Annotated in this window: 10 protein-coding genes, 3 tRNA genes and 3 rRNA genes; 2 read left to right on the plus strand and 14 right to left on the minus strand. The window is 46.6% G+C overall.

The features are described from left to right. Window positions 1-41: 41 nt before the first annotated feature. From AOX59_RS10230 to AOX59_RS10260, 7 genes are all read right to left on the minus strand, one after another. A tRNA-Glu gene (locus tag AOX59_RS10230) sits at window positions 42-116 on the minus strand. Between the two features lie 16 nt (window positions 117-132). Further along, window positions 133-224 (minus strand) — tRNA-Ser (locus tag AOX59_RS10235). 1 nt (window position 225) lies between these two features. Beyond that, a tRNA-Asn gene (locus AOX59_RS10240) sits at window positions 226-300 on the minus strand. 13 nt (window positions 301-313) lie between these two features. Continuing rightward, window positions 314-429: ribosomal RNA gene (rrf, locus tag AOX59_RS10245) — 5S ribosomal RNA — on the minus strand. Between the two features lie 144 nt (window positions 430-573). Beyond that, window positions 574-3,500: ribosomal RNA gene (locus tag AOX59_RS10250) — 23S ribosomal RNA — on the minus strand. 149 nt (window positions 3,501-3,649) lie between these two features. Next, window positions 3,650-5,218 (minus strand): 16S ribosomal RNA (locus AOX59_RS10255). The 16S, 23S and 5S rRNA genes sit together here with 3 tRNA genes alongside, the layout of an rRNA operon. A gap of 675 nt (window positions 5,219-5,893) precedes the next feature. Next, window positions 5,894-6,772 (minus strand): nucleotidyltransferase-like protein, encoded by an 879-nt coding sequence (locus tag AOX59_RS10260; protein ID WP_068445266.1) that lies wholly within the window; start codon window positions 6,770-6,772, stop codon window positions 5,894-5,896. Window positions 6,773-6,994: 222 nt separating this feature from the next. Between AOX59_RS10260 and AOX59_RS10265 the strand changes: the two genes are divergently transcribed. Beyond that, window positions 6,995-7,384 carry a YgzB family protein gene (locus AOX59_RS10265; RefSeq protein WP_068445268.1) on the plus strand — a complete coding sequence of 130 codons (390 nt, stop codon included), beginning with the start codon at window positions 6,995-6,997 and terminating at the stop codon, window positions 7,382-7,384. A gap of 117 nt (window positions 7,385-7,501) precedes the next feature. Here the strand turns inward: AOX59_RS10265 and perR are convergent, their stop codons facing one another. The 5 genes from perR to AOX59_RS10290 all read right to left on the minus strand — a co-directional run bounded on the left by perR (window position 7,502) and on the right by AOX59_RS10290 (window position 10,753). Continuing rightward, a complete protein-coding gene (gene perR, locus AOX59_RS10270) occupies window positions 7,502-7,951 on the minus strand; it encodes a peroxide-responsive transcriptional repressor PerR (RefSeq protein WP_068445270.1) in 450 nt (149 codons plus the stop codon). 182 nt (window positions 7,952-8,133) lie between these two features. Then, complete coding sequence (locus AOX59_RS10275) at window positions 8,134-8,694, minus strand: cob(I)yrinic acid a,c-diamide adenosyltransferase (protein ID WP_068445272.1); 561 nt, start codon at window positions 8,692-8,694, stop codon at window positions 8,134-8,136. 1 nt (window position 8,695) lies between these two features. Further along, the gene (locus tag AOX59_RS10280; protein ID WP_068445274.1) at window positions 8,696-9,646 is read right to left on the minus strand and encodes a D-2-hydroxyacid dehydrogenase; all 951 of its coding nucleotides are present in this window, start codon (window positions 9,644-9,646) and stop codon (window positions 8,696-8,698) included. A 142-nt stretch (window positions 9,647-9,788) separates the two neighbouring features. Beyond that, on the minus strand, window positions 9,789-10,229 hold the full coding sequence (gene bcp / locus AOX59_RS10285) for a thioredoxin-dependent thiol peroxidase (protein WP_068445276.1): 441 nt from the start codon (window positions 10,227-10,229) through the stop codon (window positions 9,789-9,791). A gap of 71 nt (window positions 10,230-10,300) precedes the next feature. Continuing rightward, on the minus strand, window positions 10,301-10,753 hold the full coding sequence (locus AOX59_RS10290; protein ID WP_068445278.1) for a potassium channel family protein: 453 nt from the start codon (window positions 10,751-10,753) through the stop codon (window positions 10,301-10,303). Between the two features lie 130 nt (window positions 10,754-10,883). Between AOX59_RS10290 and AOX59_RS10295 the strand changes: the two genes are divergently transcribed. Next, window positions 10,884-12,188, plus strand: coding sequence for a glutamate-1-semialdehyde 2,1-aminomutase (locus tag AOX59_RS10295; protein ID WP_068445280.1), 1,305 nt, complete (start codon window positions 10,884-10,886; stop codon window positions 12,186-12,188). Window positions 12,189-12,414: 226 nt separating this feature from the next. Here the strand turns inward: AOX59_RS10295 and AOX59_RS10300 are convergent, their stop codons facing one another. Together AOX59_RS10300 and ntdP are read right to left on the minus strand one after the other, a co-directional pair. Then, a complete protein-coding gene (locus tag AOX59_RS10300) occupies window positions 12,415-14,166 on the minus strand; it encodes an ABC transporter ATP-binding protein (protein WP_068445282.1) in 1,752 nt (583 codons plus the stop codon). Between the two features lie 136 nt (window positions 14,167-14,302). After that, window positions 14,303-14,830 carry a nucleoside tri-diphosphate phosphatase gene (ntdP, locus tag AOX59_RS10305; RefSeq protein ID WP_068445284.1) on the minus strand — a complete coding sequence of 176 codons (528 nt, stop codon included), beginning with the start codon at window positions 14,828-14,830 and terminating at the stop codon, window positions 14,303-14,305. Between the last annotated feature and the right edge of the window lie 324 nt (window positions 14,831-15,154).

A 15,154-nucleotide genomic window follows, 5' to 3' on the forward strand; every position in this document is an offset into this window, starting at 1 on the left:
CGCAAATCAACAAGCATTCCTTCATATCCCTAGAATAAGAATGGTGACCCGTACGGGATTCGAACCCGTGTTACCGCCGTGAAAGGGCGGTGTCTTAACCACTTGACCAACGGGCCAATACTATAATTAAAGTGGCGGAGAGCGAGGGATTCGAACCCTCGAGACCACGATAGCGGCCTACACGATTTCCAATCGTGCTCCTTCAACCACTCGGACAGCTCTCCATGGCTCCACAGGCAGGATTCGAACCTGCGACCGATCGGTTAACAGCCGATTGCTCTACCACTGAGCTACTGTGGAATGGAATAGAAATGCCTGGCGGCGTCTTACTCTTGCAGGGGTTAAACCCCAACTACCATCAGCGCTGGAGAGCTTAACTGCTGTGTTCGGCATGGGAACAGGTGTGACCTCTCCGCTATCGCTACCAGACTTTGTCATTTCTATCGTGCTGTCGTCTCTTCCGTTTTGACGGACAAGAATTATTATAGGCATTTTCATCAGAAAATGCAAGGGGTTTTGACAAATTTGCACCCTGAAAACTAAATAAGAGCTTCATTCAACGTTTTTTGCGGGTTAGTTAAGTCCTCGATCGATTAGTATCCGTCAGCTCCACGTGTCGCCACGCTTCCACCTCGGACCTATCAACCTCATCGTCTCTGAGGGATCTTACTCACTTAACGTGATGGGAAGTTTCATCTTGAGGGGGGCTTCATGCTTAGATGCTTTCAGCACTTATCCTTGCCACACGTAGCTACCCAGCTATGCTCCTGGCGGAACAACTGGTACACCAGCGGTGTGTCCATCCCGGTCCTCTCGTACTAAGGACAGCTCCTCTCAGACTTCCAATGCCCACGACGGATAGGGACCGAACTGTCTCACGACGTTCTGAACCCAGCTCGCGTACCGCTTTAATGGGCGAACAGCCCAACCCTTGGGACCGACTACAGCCCCAGGATGCGATGAGCCGACATCGAGGTGCCAAACCTCCCCGTCGATGTGAACTCTTGGGGGAGATAAGCCTGTTATCCCCGGGGTAGCTTTTATCCGTTGAGCGATGGCCCTTCCATGCGGAACCACCGGATCACTAAGCCCGACTTTCGTCCCTGCTCGACTTGTAGGTCTCGCAGTCAAGCTCCCTTCTGCCTTTGCACTCTGCGAATGATTTCCAACCATTCTGAGGGAACCTTTGGGCGCCTCCGTTACACTTTGGGAGGCGACCGCCCCAGTCAAACTGCCCGCCTGACACTGTCTCCGGACCGGGTCACGGTCCGGGGTTAGAATGTCCGTACAGCCAGGGTGGTATCCCACGGGTGCCTCCACGTAAGCTGGCGCTCACGTTTCGACGGCTCCCACCTATCCTGTACAAGCTGTACCAACATTCAATATCAGGCTGCAGTAAAGCTCCACGGGGTCTTTCCGTCCAGTCGCGGGTAATGCGCATCTTCACGCATAGTATAATTTCACCGGGTCTCTCGTTGAGACAGTGCCCAAGTCGTTGCACCTTTCGTGCGGGTCGGAACTTACCCGACAAGGAATTTCGCTACCTTAGGACCGTTATAGTTACGGCCGCCGTTTACTGGGGCTTCGGTTGAGCGCTTCGCGCCCGAAGGCGCTAACGCATCCCCTTAACCTTCCAGCACCGGGCAGGTGTCAGCCCCTATACTTCGCCTTTCGGCTTCGCAGAGACCTGTGTTTTTGATAAACAGTCGCTTGGGCCTATTCACTGCGGCTCATCTCTCATGACGAGCACCCCTTCTCCCGAAGTTACGGGGTCATTTTGCCGAGTTCCTTAACGAGAGTTCTCCCGATCACCTTAGGATTCTCTCCTCGCCTACCTGTGTCGGTTTGCGGTACGGGCACCTGTGAACTCACTAGAGGCTTTTCTTGGCAGTGTGGAATCTGGAACTTCGGTACTCAATTTCCCTCCCCGTCACAGCTTGAGATTGTTGAACGGATTTACCTGCTCAACTCCCTCACTGCTTGGGCGCACAATTCCGACAGTGCGCTTTCCATATCCTGCTGCGTCCCCCATCGTTCAAACGTTCACGAGGTGGTACAGGAATATCTGCCTGTTGGCCATCGCCTACGCCTTTCGGCCTCGGCTTAGGTCCCGACTAACCCTGAGCGGACGAGCCTTCCTCAGGAAACCTTAGGCATTCGGTGAAAGAGATTCTCACTCTTTTTTCGCTACTCATACCGGCATTCTCACTTCCAAACGCTCCACCAGTCCTCACGGTCTGACTTCGCAGCATTTGGAACGCTCTCCTACCATTGTTCTAACAGAACAATCCGCAGCTTCGGTGATACGTTTAGCCCCGGTACATTTTCGGCGCAGAGTCACTCGACCAGTGAGCTATTACGCACTCTTTAAATGATGGCTGCTTCTAAGCCAACATCCTGGTTGTCTGAGCAACTCCACATCCTTTTCCACTTAACGTATACTTAGGGACCTTAGCTGGCGGTCTGGGCTGTTTCCCTCTCGACTATGAACCTTATCACCCATAGTCTGACTCCCAAGGATGCGTCGCTGGCATTCGGAGTTTGACTGAATTCGGTAACCCGGTGAGGGCCCCTCGTCCAATCAGTGCTCTACCTCCAGTACGCTTAACCTTGAGGCTAGCCCTAAAGCTATTTCGGAGAGAACCAGCTATCTCCGTGTTCGATTGGCATTTCACCCCTACCCACACCTCATCCCCGCATTTTTCAGCATACGTGGGTTCGGGCCTCCAGTCAGTGTTACCTGACCTTCACCCTGGACATGGGTAGATCACACGGTTTCGGGTCTGCGACCGTATACTGCTTACGCCCTCTTAAGACTCGCTTTCGCTTCGGCTCCGTGCTTAACACTTAACCTTGCATACGATCGCAACTCGCCGGTCCATTCTACAAAAGGTACGCCGTCACCCATTAACGGGCTTCGACTACTTGTAGGCACACGGTTTCAGGTTCTTTTTCACTCCCCTTCCGGGGTGCTTTTCACCTTTCCCTCACGGTACTGGTTCACTATCGGTCACCAGGGAGTATTTAGCCTTGGGAGATGGTCCTCCCGGATTCCGACGGAATTTCTCGTGTTCCGCCGTACTCAGGATCCACGCCGGAGGAAACGTCTTTTCGGCTACGGGGCTCTTACCCGCTTTGGCTGACGATTCCAGGTCAATTCGCCTAAAACGTTTCTTGATAACTCCTGGTGGCGTGTCCTTCAACCCCGGAAAGCAAAGCTTTCCGGTTTGGGCTGTTTCCGTTTCGCTCGCCGCTACTCGGGAAATCGCTCTTGCTTTCGCTTCCTCCGGGTACTGAGATGTTTCAGTTCCCCGGGTGTGCCGCTTGTGCCCTATTGATTCAGACACAAGCACTGCCCCATTACGGACAGCGGGTTGCCCCATTCGGAAATCTCCGGATCGCAGTCTACTTACGACTCCCCGAAGCATATCGGTGTTAGTCCCGTCCTTCATCGGCTCCTGGTACCAAGGCATTCACCGTGCGCCCTTAATCACTTAACTAAGTTTGCGTTCGTTTAACGAACGCGTCATTTCAATGTCGTTGAATGTCTTGCTCTTATTTAGTTTTCAAGGTACAACTTCTTAAATTAAGGGGATTGCTCCCTCAAAACTGAACCAAACAACCCAGTATGTTCCTTATTAATCCTTAGAAAGGAGGTGATCCAGCCGCACCTTCCGATACGGCTACCTTGTTACGACTTCACCCCAATCATTGGCCCCACCTTCGGCGGCTGGCTCCTGAAAAGGTTACCTCACCGACTTCGGGTGTTGCCAACTCTCGTGGTGTGACGGGCGGTGTGTACAAGGCCCGGGAACGTATTCACCGCGGCATGCTGATCCGCGATTACTAGCGATTCCGGCTTCATACAGGCGAGTTGCAGCCTGCAATCCGAACTGGGAATGGTTTTATGGGATTGGCTTGGCCTTGCGGCTTCGCGGCCCTTTGTTCCATCCATTGTAGCACGTGTGTAGCCCAGGTCATAAGGGGCATGATGATTTGACGTCATCCCCGCCTTCCTCCGGTTTGTCACCGGCAGTCACCTTAGAGTGCCCAACTGAATGCTGGCAACTAAGATCAAGGGTTGCGCTCGTTACGGGACTTAACCCAACATCTCACGACACGAGCTGACGACAACCATGCACCACCTGTCACTCTGTCCCCGAAGGGAACACGGTATCTCTACCGCCATCAGAGGATGTCAAGACCTGGTAAGGTTCTTCGCGTTGCTTCGAATTAAACCACATGCTCCACCGCTTGTGCGGGCCCCCGTCAATTCTTTTGAGTTTCAGCCTTGCGGCCGTACTCCCCAGGCGGAGTGCTTATTGCGTTAACTTCAGCACTAAGGGGTGGAAACCCCCTAACACCTAGCACTCATCGTTTACGGCATGGACTACCAGGGTATCTAATCCTGTTCGCTACCCATGCTTTCGCACCTCAGCGTCAGTTACAGACCAGAGAGTCGCCTTCGCCACTGGTGTTCCTCCACATCTCTACGCATTTCACCGCTACACGTGGAATTCCACTCTCCTCTTCTGCACTCAAGTCCTCCAGTTTCCAATGACCGCCCGCGGTTGAGCCGCGGGATTTCACATCAGACTTAAAAGACCGCCTGCGCGCGCTTTACGCCCAATAATTCCGGACAACGCTTGCCCCCTACGTATTACCGCGGCTGCTGGCACGTAGTTAGCCGGGGCTTTCTGGTCAGGTACCGTCAAGGTGCTGCCCTCTTCGAACAGCACGTGTTCTTCCCTGACAACAGAGTTTTACGATCCGAAAACCTTCATCACTCACGCGGCGTTGCACCGTCAGACTTTCGTCCATTGCGGATGATTCCCTACTGCTGCCTCCCGTAGGAGTCTGGGCCGTGTCTCAGTCCCAGTGTGGCCGATCACCCTCTCAGGTCGGCTACGCATCGTCGCCTTGGTAAGCTTTTACCTTACCAACTAACTAATGCGCCGCGGGCCCATCTGTAAGCGGCAGCCAAAGGCCGCCCTTTCAGCTCCTGGCCATGCAGCCATGAGCATTATCCGGTATTAGCTCGCGTTTCCACGAGTTATCCCCGTCTTACAGGCAGGTTGCCCACGTGTTACTCACCCGTCCGCCGCTCGTTCCACAAGCGCACACCCCGAAGGGCGATTGCCTGCTTCCCGCGCTCGACTTGCATGTATTAGGCACGCCGCCAGCGTTCGTCCTGAGCCAAGATCAAACTCTCCAAAAAAGTTTGTCCGAAATTGACACCGATCAATCTCAGTCTTAGCTTACAAAAATTGATTCAAGGGGTAAAAGTTTGCATCAAATCAGCTCAGCTGATTCTTCAACTTCTTACCTCTGACATCGTTTGTCATACTGGTTGTTTTGTTCAGTTTTCAAGGAGCAATTTCAATGCCGCGTTCAAAAAAGCGACTTTATTAATATACCATCTTCGCAACTGAAAGTCAATAACTTTTTTATCGATTTCTTGGAAGAATGAGTTGTGCTGAAAAGACAACGATATATAAAGTAACATGAAAACCTCTCATTTATCAAGAGAGAATTTTTCTTAGCTGCCGCTTCAAATTCGGTTTGAATTTTTGCGACGGATATAAATGTACCATGCGTGAAAATGAAAGTCAATAAACATTTTCAAAAAGAATCAGTTGACTGAATAAACGTTGCCATACCAAAGAATACACTCTCCAAAGCAGAGAGCCGACTTTTGGCTGCGCAGCAATTCATACTCACTCATAAGTCGCACAAAGGAATCCCGAAAGGTGCAAGTGTATTAAATTCTCCCCCCCCTCAGCAAGGAAGGACACTGCTACCGTTACGGTTTTTCCTGCTGTTCGGCCGACGCAAACTTCCTACTTTCAATTTCCTCCCCGTTTACGCTGCATTAATCTTAATAAAGCAAAAGCTATATTTCATACGGGTTGTATTTATATTGGCGCTGATAAACATTCGCGGCTTCGGTTTCAAATTTTTCAGTTGTCACCATTCCTTTTTCGCCTAAATAATTAAGCATGGAAGCTAAATCGAATTCATAAGGTTTAACGCCGGGCTGGTGTTTCAACTCATCAAATGACCAAGAACCATCTTTTTCACTCATAATATCCAATAGATGCTTGGCCGAACCTTTTGTCCTGCGGCTGATGGCAAAATCCGCCGCCAGCATCATCAGCTGGACCCGCTCCGGCAAATCCTCTTTGCTTTCAATTAATTCTTCGTAAAGTCTGTTCACTTCAGGATCGATCTTTTTGACTTGTTTCCATAATGTCACTTCAGGGTAATACCCTTTTTCAATCACGGCAAGCCTTGCCAAGTAATGAAGTGAATGAACCATTCGTGCAAAAGCATCTTTATACTGCCCAGTGTTGTAGAGATCCCTTACTTCAAAATAACTCTTCAGCAATTTGCCGAATTCGATGACTTTCCGCAAATCTCTCTTCTCATGCGGGAACGTCTTCAATTCTTCTTTAAAACGGCTTACATACTGATCCCGGTCAAAAATGATCTCCCCGGACATTATCCACTCAATGGCTTTCCGATAGCCATTTGTGTCAATCCACTTCAATAATAACTCTTCCGTTATCGTGTGCATAACGGCAGTTTTACCGTCATATTCATAATGTTCTTCCTGCCAGTTCGTTCTTGCGTGTGTAACTATAATCAATAAAATCACATCAAAATTATCTGTTATCGGACTATCCGGTTTCTTCTTTTCAATTAAAATCATCCCTAATGTATCAGGATGGCTTGTGCGCTTCTGATAAATCGGCCTTAGTAAATTTTCCATTTCGCGAATCCTCCATCGCTTATTTTCATTACTATATTATTCGTTATCATTTTAGGAAATCCTTTTTTAAACATCAAAAATACTTCAATTGTCACTGAATAATCATTTATTAAAGCGATTACTTAGACAGGATTTCCGTTCTATAGTGAAACAGCTTTTTTTGCTTTCAGACGTGGCAAAATATGCTATACTATTTCTGTAATACATCAAGGAGGACTATTCATGGCAGATAAATTGGTCTATTCCAGTAAAATAAATAAAATCCGTTCATTTGCACTGATTCTGATTTTTGTCGGGTTCGCGGTCATGTACGGGGGACTGCTGTCAAGAAATATTGAATGGCTTATGCTGACACTGTTTCTGTTCGGGCTTTTGTTCATTATTTTAAGTTGTGTTGTGTACTTTTGGATAGGAATGCTCTCAACGAAAGCTGTGCCGATTGAGTGCCCGAACTGCGAAAAACCGACCAAAATGCTTGGCCGTGTCGATGCCTGTATGCACTGCAAACAGCCGCTGACACTCGATAAAGATCTCGAAGGCATTGAATTTGATGAGAAGTACAATAAACGGAAATACCGAAAACAAGCAAAAGCCGAATCAAAAGATAAATAATACCATAGAAAAAACGCCAGCTGGTTTCATCAGCTGACGTTTTTTATTATGAAAGAAAATCGAATAACTTCATAAGTTCCCATTCGTCCGGCACCGCTTATCACAAGTCTGGACGGATTAGTGTTTTTGTGTTTCCAGCTCCTTGCAATCTTCACATGTGCCGTAAATTTCCATACGGTGATGCGTGACATCGAATCCCGTGACTTGTTCAGCCAATGATTCAACTTCATCCAATACCGGATAGTGGAAATCCTCAATTTTTCCGCATTCTTCACAAATTATATGATAATGTTCACTAGAGTTATAATCAAAACGACTTGATGAATCACCATAAGTCAATTCCCGGACGAGCCCTATCTGACGCAGCACACGCAAGTTGTTGTATACGGTGGCTACGCTCATGTTCGGAAATTTGCTTTCAAGCGCTTTGTATATATCGTCGGCAGTCGGGTGAATCATCGAGTTAAGTAGATACTCAAGTACCGCATGACGCTGTGGTGTTATGCGTACGCCTGAGCCTCTGAGTGTATCGATTGCTTCTTGCAATTTCTGATCAGACACCGCCATGCACCCCACTTTCAGTAATTTATTCAGTCCAAATAATATTCTTATATTGTAATTCTTATAATTAAAGTGTACTCGCTTTAACTCTATTCTGTCAATATAAGTATATTGCAAACGTGTTAATATTATTAATTCAAAATAAAAATGAGCGATCTCCACTTGAAATAATCGCTCATTTTTACTTATTAAACGTCTGCTTGCAGAGGTGTTTCTTTTCCATCGACAGCCCGGTTGACATATCTTGCTCCGACAAACAGAAAGTCGGACAGACGGTTCAAATAGGATATGACAAGCGGGTTGACCTCTTCTTGTTCGTTCAAAGCGATTGCAGTACGTTCGGCACGCCTGGCAACCGTCCGGGCCATGTGCAGTGAACTCGATGCGGAATGTCCTGATGGCAGGATAAAGTTGCGCAGCATCTCCAGATTTTTGTCCCACTCATCCATCTGTGCTTCAAGTTCATCAATGTGCTCTTGCTTCAGCTTCCACGTGACTTCCTTATCCGTTGGTGTGGCCAGCTCTGCTCCCACATGGAATAAAATCGTCTGGGCGCGGTGCATCTGTTCCAAAAATGCGTCCTTGCCCACCCAATCTTCGTTATCAAGAAAACTGAGCGCTAGACCAATCATGGAATTGGCTTCATCACACGTCCCGTAAGCCTCTACGCGCAAGTCATTTTTCGGCACGCGTTTCCCTGAGATTAAAGACGTTTGGCCTTTGTCACCTTTTCGAGTATATATACGCATCTTAATACCCCCTGGTTAAGTCAATTTCATTTTTATAATCCGTACCGCCGTTTAAATAGGTTTGCAAGTTTTCATCAAAAATCTCGAGCGCCCGCCGGTGATAATGCGGTGAGACACCGGATATATGCGGTGTGATGGTAATGTTATCTTCCGTCCAGAACGGATGATCTTCCGGGAGCGGCTCTTGGTCAAACACATCCAGCACAGCATGGGCGATTTCCCCTTCACGAACTGCTTTTAAGATTGTGTCTTCCTCGACGGCGTCACCGCGCCCCATGTTCAAAAACACAGCATTGGCCGGCATTTTCCGAAAGTGGTCAAATGTGAAGAAACGGTTCGTCTCCTTTGTGCTCGGCAAAACAGACACAAGAAAATCTGCTTCTGGCAAGAGTTTTCCGAGCTCATCGTGTTTAACCGTTTGATCAAAATTCTCCACCGGCCTGCCGCTTCGTGAAACGCCATTCACATTCATTCGAAAAGCTTTTGCAAGTCGTGCCACTTCTTTGCCAATCGCACCGGTCCCGGCAATAAGCATTGTTTTGCCGCTCAGCTCACTCATCCTTACCGACCGGTCCCAATTTCTTTCTGCTTCGTTTGCTATAACCTGTTTAACCTGGCGAGTGACCTGCAGCAGCATGGCAAACGCATATTCCGCCATCGGGGTTTTATGGATACCTCTTGCGTTTGTCACCATAATGCCACGTTGGCTGATTGCCTCAAACGGCATTTTTTCCAACCCCGCAGACAGCACCATAATCCATTTTAGTTGGGAGGCCTCGTCAATCAAACGAGCGTTCAAATCATTACCATAGGTTACAACAACATCCGCTCGCTTTAAATCCTTTTTGGCATCATCCATATTTTGGCAAAAAATAAAATTGATATCAGGATAGTTTTCACGGAGTCGTGTGCGATGTTTTTCAGAAACTTTTACTGAAAAAAGGATAATCACTATAATGCCTCCCCGTATTGTCTTGTCCCCATCGTAACCGTTTTCGGAGCAAAATTCCATTAATTTTCCCGGATGATTGAAAGATTCTCTGTATTCTATACATTAAAAACAGCCCACCCGTAGATGGACTGTTAACATTAAGTCAGCTTGCTTCCCGCAAATAGCCAAGGGCTTCTTCCACATGCCCGTCCACTTTAACTTTGCGGAATTCTTTCTGCAGATTGCCTTCTTTATCAATGATGAAAGTTGACCGTTCGATGCCGTCATTCCATACACCGTAATCTTCTGCAGCTTGGTGATCGACATCCGCCAGCAGCATAAACGGCAGATCATGTTTATCAATGAACTTCTGGTGACTTTCAACCGGATCGGGACTGACGCCGATAATAACTGCATTGAGATCACTGAATTTTTCCTTATTATCACGGAAGTCACACGCTTCGTTCGTGCAGCCTGGTGTCATATCTTTCGGATAAAAATAGAGAACAATATTCTGACCCTTGTAGTCGGACAGGCTGATTTGCTCGCCGTCCTGATTGTTCAATGTAAACTCAGGCGCTTGTTTGCCTACTTCTGCACGCATTGATATCCCTCCATTATTACTCCAATAATAGGTGCTAAAACAAGAATGTCTTAAACACCCTAATATGTCCACTATAGCATATCATCATTTCTCTCTCTATTATACTGATTATTTTGTACAATTTTCAAGACAAACGCAGCCGGCAGAACATAACCGATCAGTGCCTGGATGAGCGCTATGATTCTACCGATTCCAATCGGCGTGATATCCCCGTACCCAATCGTCAATAAGGTCACTCCACTGAAATAAAACGAATGAATCAACGAGCCAAACATACTGACTTCCCGAAGTTCGCCGCCTTCAACAAGCAAAATATGATTCATCGACAACACAAAATAAATAAGCCCAAAACCAAGTATGACGATCAAATAAATCATAAGTAATGTATAAAAAATTTCAAAAGAGAACTGGCCTTCGTGCACATGCATACGTTCACGGGTTTTTCCGCCACGGATAAAATCCAAAATACTGACTGCGACAACAACAGCAACCCCAATTGCAACAATTAGCGATATAACATCCATAATATCACCTGCTTATTCTCATCCTATGCTTATCCATTTGCTGAATTGCCATATATTTTTTCTGATGAGGTCAATCGGGTATAATCAGTATCGGAATCTTTTTTAGAAAATTATTTTGGAGGCAGTACGAATGAATTTCTCAACATCAAAAGCATTGCATGACGAAGCGCTTAACCATATTGTCGGAGGCGTCAACTCCCCGTCGCGTGCCTATAAAGGGGTTGGCGGCGGTACACCTGTTTACATGGATCATGGAAAAGGGGCCTATTTCTGGGACGTCGATGGCAATCAATACATTGATTACCTCGGCGCTTACGGACCAATTATTACCGGCCATGGCCACCCGCATATCGCTGAGGCCATCTCTAATGCTGCAAAAACCGGCGTTTTATACGGCACACCGACAAAGCTTGAAAATCAATTCGCGAAAATGCTGAAATCAGCTATCCCGTCTCTTGAAAAAGTGCGATTTACCAATTCCGGAACAGAAGCTGTGATGACAACCGTCCGGGTAGCCAGAGCTTATACAGGCCGGAACAAAATCATCAAATTCTCCGGTAGCTATCACGGCCACTTTGACTCAGTGCTGGTTGAAGCCGGGTCTGGCCCGGCAACATTGGGAACCCCGGATTCAGCAGGCATTCCGCAATCAGTTGCTGAAGATGTGATTACCGTTCCGTTTAATGATACGGATACCTTCCAGAAAGCCATGGAGCGATGGGGAGACGAAATGGCAGCTGTTCTTGTTGAGCCGATCGTCGGCAACTTCGGTATTGTTAAACCGCATGATGGATTTTTAAAGCGTGTTAATGACATAGCACATGATGCAGGTTCATTAGTTATTTATGATGAAGTCATCACCGCATTTCGGTTCACTTACGGAAGCGCACAGCAGATTTATGGCGTCACGCCGGATATGACCGCAATGGGTAAAATCATCGGCGGCGGCCTGCCAATCGGAGCATACGGCGGCAGGCAGGATATTATGGAACAAGTCGCACCGCTTGGGCCTGCTTATCAATCCGGAACAATGGCCGGAAACCCCGCCTCGATGGCTTCAGGCATTGCCTGTCTGGAAGTACTTCAGGAACCGCGCGTTTATGAAGAACTGGATCGCCTCGGCGAACGCCTTGAAAATGGCATTTTAGAAAAAGCATCCGAGGCAGGAATCCCAATTTCTGTCAATCGCATGTGTGGCGCATTGACTGTTTACTTTGGCACTGATTCTGTGGAAAATTATGACGAAGCTGATGCAAGCGATGGTGATGCATTTGCCCGATTCTTCCATCTGATGCTTGAAGAGGGCATTAATTTAGCACCATCCAAATTTGAAGCATGGTTTTTGACCACTGAACACACTGATGAGGATATTAATGCAACCATTGAAGCAGCCGGCAAAGCGTTTGCTGCCATGACAGAGGACCAGAAAAGGTAAGCTTGCAGCTGATAACACGAAAAAGGGGCATGATTCCAGAAACAATTTTTCTGGAATCATGCCCCCTTTTTTATGGTTTGATAGTGAAAGAACTGCCGCAGCGGATTTTTTGAAGCAGTGATAAGACTGCACGAAAATTCCGGTTAACTGCACGAATTTAATCATTTACTGCGCGAAATCAGATATCATCGCGCGATTTTAGAAATTATTGCACGAATGCAGCCCATCACGCACCATCCAAATTTTGCACCTGATACAAATCGTAATAATGACCTTTCCTTGCCATCAGTTCACTGTGTGGTCCCGCTTCTTTAATTTCGCCATCTTCAATATGCACAATTCGATCCGCATGTGTAATGGTTGCCAGGCGGTGAGCTACAATAAATGTCGTCCGATCGGAAGCAAGTCGTTCCATTGCTTCCTGGATGATATGCTCGCTTTCCAAGTCAAGCGCGGAAGTTGCCTCATCAAAAATCAGGATTGGCGGGTTTTTCAAAAACACCCTTGCTATCGCGATCCGCTGTTTCTGCCCGCCGGAAAGTTTCACACCGCGTTCGCCAACCGTGGTGTCATAGCCTTCGCTCAATTCTTGAATAAAGTCATGGGCGTTAGCCGCTTTGGCAGCAGCGACAACCTCTTCATCAGTAGCATCAGGGTTGCCCATGCGTATATTCATCGCAATGGATTCACTGAATAATATATTATCCTGCAAAACCATGCCAATATTATCACGCAACGAGCGGGCTTGCACATTACGGATATCCGTGCCATCCACTTTAATCGAACCGCTTGTTACATCGTAAAAACGCGGAATCAGACTTATCAGCGTAGATTTACCGCCGCCGCTCATGCCGACGAATGCAATCGTTTCACCGCTTTTGACGTTAAGCGAGACGTCGTGCAACACTTCCGCTTCCTCATCTTCATACTTAAATGATACTTTTTCGATATCAATTTTTCCGTCAAGAGGTCCGAGTTGTTTGGCACCTGGATTATCCTCTATGTCATATTTTTCATTCATCAATTCAAACACACGGTCAATTGACGCAACCGACTGAGTCAGAACTGTTGAGGAGCTGATAAGACGCCGCAGCGGGCCGTATACGCGTTCCATATAGCCGTAAAATGCAGTCATCGTACCAACTGTGACATCACCTTGAATGACAAGATAGCCGGCTGCCGCAATGACCAGTAAGGGTGCCAGATCGGTGATGGTATTCATAACGGCAAACGTTTTGGCATTCCAGTCCGTATGATTCAGCGCTTTTTGCAGAAAGTTGGCATTCCGATTGTCAAATTGTCCCTGTTCATAATCTTCGAGAGCAAAACTTCTTGTCACCGGAATTCCCTGCACCCGTTCGTGCAAATGGCCCTGGACTTCAGCAAGTGATTGCGAACGCTCCCGTGTCAATCGTCTCAATCGGCCATAGAAGAACTTCACACAAAAACCGAAAATCGGGAACAGAATGACAGCAACAATCGTGAGGCCGACATCCATTGTCAGCATAATACCGATTGCAATCAAAATAGTGATCATATCCAGCCAAATATTCATCAGACCTGTGACAACAAAGTTTTTCGTTTGTTCGACATCATGTATTACCCGGGAAATAATTTCCCCGGTTTTTGTCTGAGAATAGAATCTGAGGCTCAGTTTTTGTATATGATCGAACAATTTATTCCTGACATCATACAGGATTGTGTTCCCGACCCATTGCGCGAGATACTGCCGAAAATATTCAATCGGCGGACGCAGGATCAGGAATATGACAAACGCACCGCCCATCAGCCACAACAGCTGTTCTATTCTTGCTGCATCCGTCATGTCATCTGCATTGATGATATTGTCGATAACATACTTTAAAATTAACGGCATAAGAAGCGGAATACCAAATTTAAGGATCCCGATCAATACCGTTACCAGTATTTTCCACTTATAAGGTTTGACGAACTGTAAATATTGTTTAATACTGCTCATTATATTCGCTTCCTTATTATATAATAATTCTTTCAAAATAAAACCCTTGCTACAGCCGTAACAAGGTTTTTCCAATCAACCACACTCAATCGATTATAAAACTATCCACGGTGATAAGCAATTATTTGAAATATGATTATTTATAAGTTAAATAACGCTCATACCACTGATCGATGAATTCGCCTGAAAATGGCCCTTTGCGCTGCCTGACCCATCCAAGCAAATAATCGACATGACGATATAAAATACGATCCAATGAGCCGGGATAATGCATTTGTTGTTTGTGCTCCTCATATTCATCCTCATCAAGCAAATCAAATGTCATATCCGGATACACTTTGACGTCAAGGTCGTAATCAATATATTTCAATGCCCCCTCATCAAATACAAATGGCGAGCTGATATTGCAGTAATAATAAATCCCATCAGTACGCAACATGCCGATGATATTAAACCAATAATCCGCATGAAAGTAGCAAATGGCAGGCTCCCGCGTTATCCAGCTCCGTCCATCACTTTCTTTGACCTCTGTTTTATCATTCGCACCGATGACAATTGTTTCAGTTCCTTTCAGCACCAGTGTGTCCTCCCATGTACGGTGCAATTGACCATTATGCTTATAGCTATGTATTCGTATGGCTGAGCCAGCTTCTGGTGCAGTCATCCAATCTCCCCTTCAAAAACGTCCACATTGACAGAATTCCCACTGTAAATTTGAAAAGCTGATAATTACGTGTCCTTTCATTATAAGTGTAATGACTGGATATTTGAAGAAAAGCAAATCAGCAAGGGAAAAGTTCTCAGAGGACGGTTGTCATTACATCAACCTAAAAACGGATTGAATCCGGCGTGAAATTCAGTCATAAAAAAGAGAGCCCCAGGCAAGAGGGCTCTCTTCAGAGCTCTGTTTCATTGATTTTTAGCTTCAGACGCTCGCTTATTTGTGCGTCTCCTTTCACATCAGCTTTTTGCAAATCACATTTACAGA

It is taken from the genome of Lentibacillus amyloliquefaciens (assembly GCF_001307805.1).
Classification (GTDB): domain Bacteria; phylum Bacillota; class Bacilli; order Bacillales; family Amphibacillaceae; genus Lentibacillus; species Lentibacillus amyloliquefaciens.

What these genes read in the sequence shown, in the direction of transcription:
- AOX59_RS10260 (WP_068445266.1), bottom strand. Translation starts at nt 6,772, where the DNA reads ATGGAAAATTTACTAAGGCCGATTTATCAGAAGCGCACAAGCCATCCT.
- AOX59_RS10265 (WP_068445268.1), top strand. Translation starts at nt 6,995, where the DNA reads ATGGCAGATAAATTGGTCTATTCCAGTAAAATAAATAAAATCCGTTCA.
- perR (WP_068445270.1), bottom strand. Translation starts at nt 7,951, where the DNA reads ATGGCGGTGTCTGATCAGAAATTGCAAGAAGCAATCGATACACTCAGA.
- AOX59_RS10275 (WP_068445272.1), bottom strand. Translation starts at nt 8,694, where the DNA reads ATGCGTATATATACTCGAAAAGGTGACAAAGGCCAAACGTCTTTAATC.
- bcp (WP_068445276.1), bottom strand. Translation starts at nt 10,229, where the DNA reads ATGCGTGCAGAAGTAGGCAAACAAGCGCCTGAGTTTACATTGAACAAT.
- AOX59_RS10290 (WP_068445278.1), bottom strand. Translation starts at nt 10,753, where the DNA reads ATGGATGTTATATCGCTAATTGTTGCAATTGGGGTTGCTGTTGTTGTC.
- AOX59_RS10295 (WP_068445280.1), top strand. Translation starts at nt 10,884, where the DNA reads ATGAATTTCTCAACATCAAAAGCATTGCATGACGAAGCGCTTAACCAT.
- AOX59_RS10300 (WP_068445282.1), bottom strand. Translation starts at nt 14,166, where the DNA reads ATGAGCAGTATTAAACAATATTTACAGTTCGTCAAACCTTATAAGTGG.
- ntdP (WP_068445284.1), bottom strand. Translation starts at nt 14,830, where the DNA reads ATGACTGCACCAGAAGCTGGCTCAGCCATACGAATACATAGCTATAAG.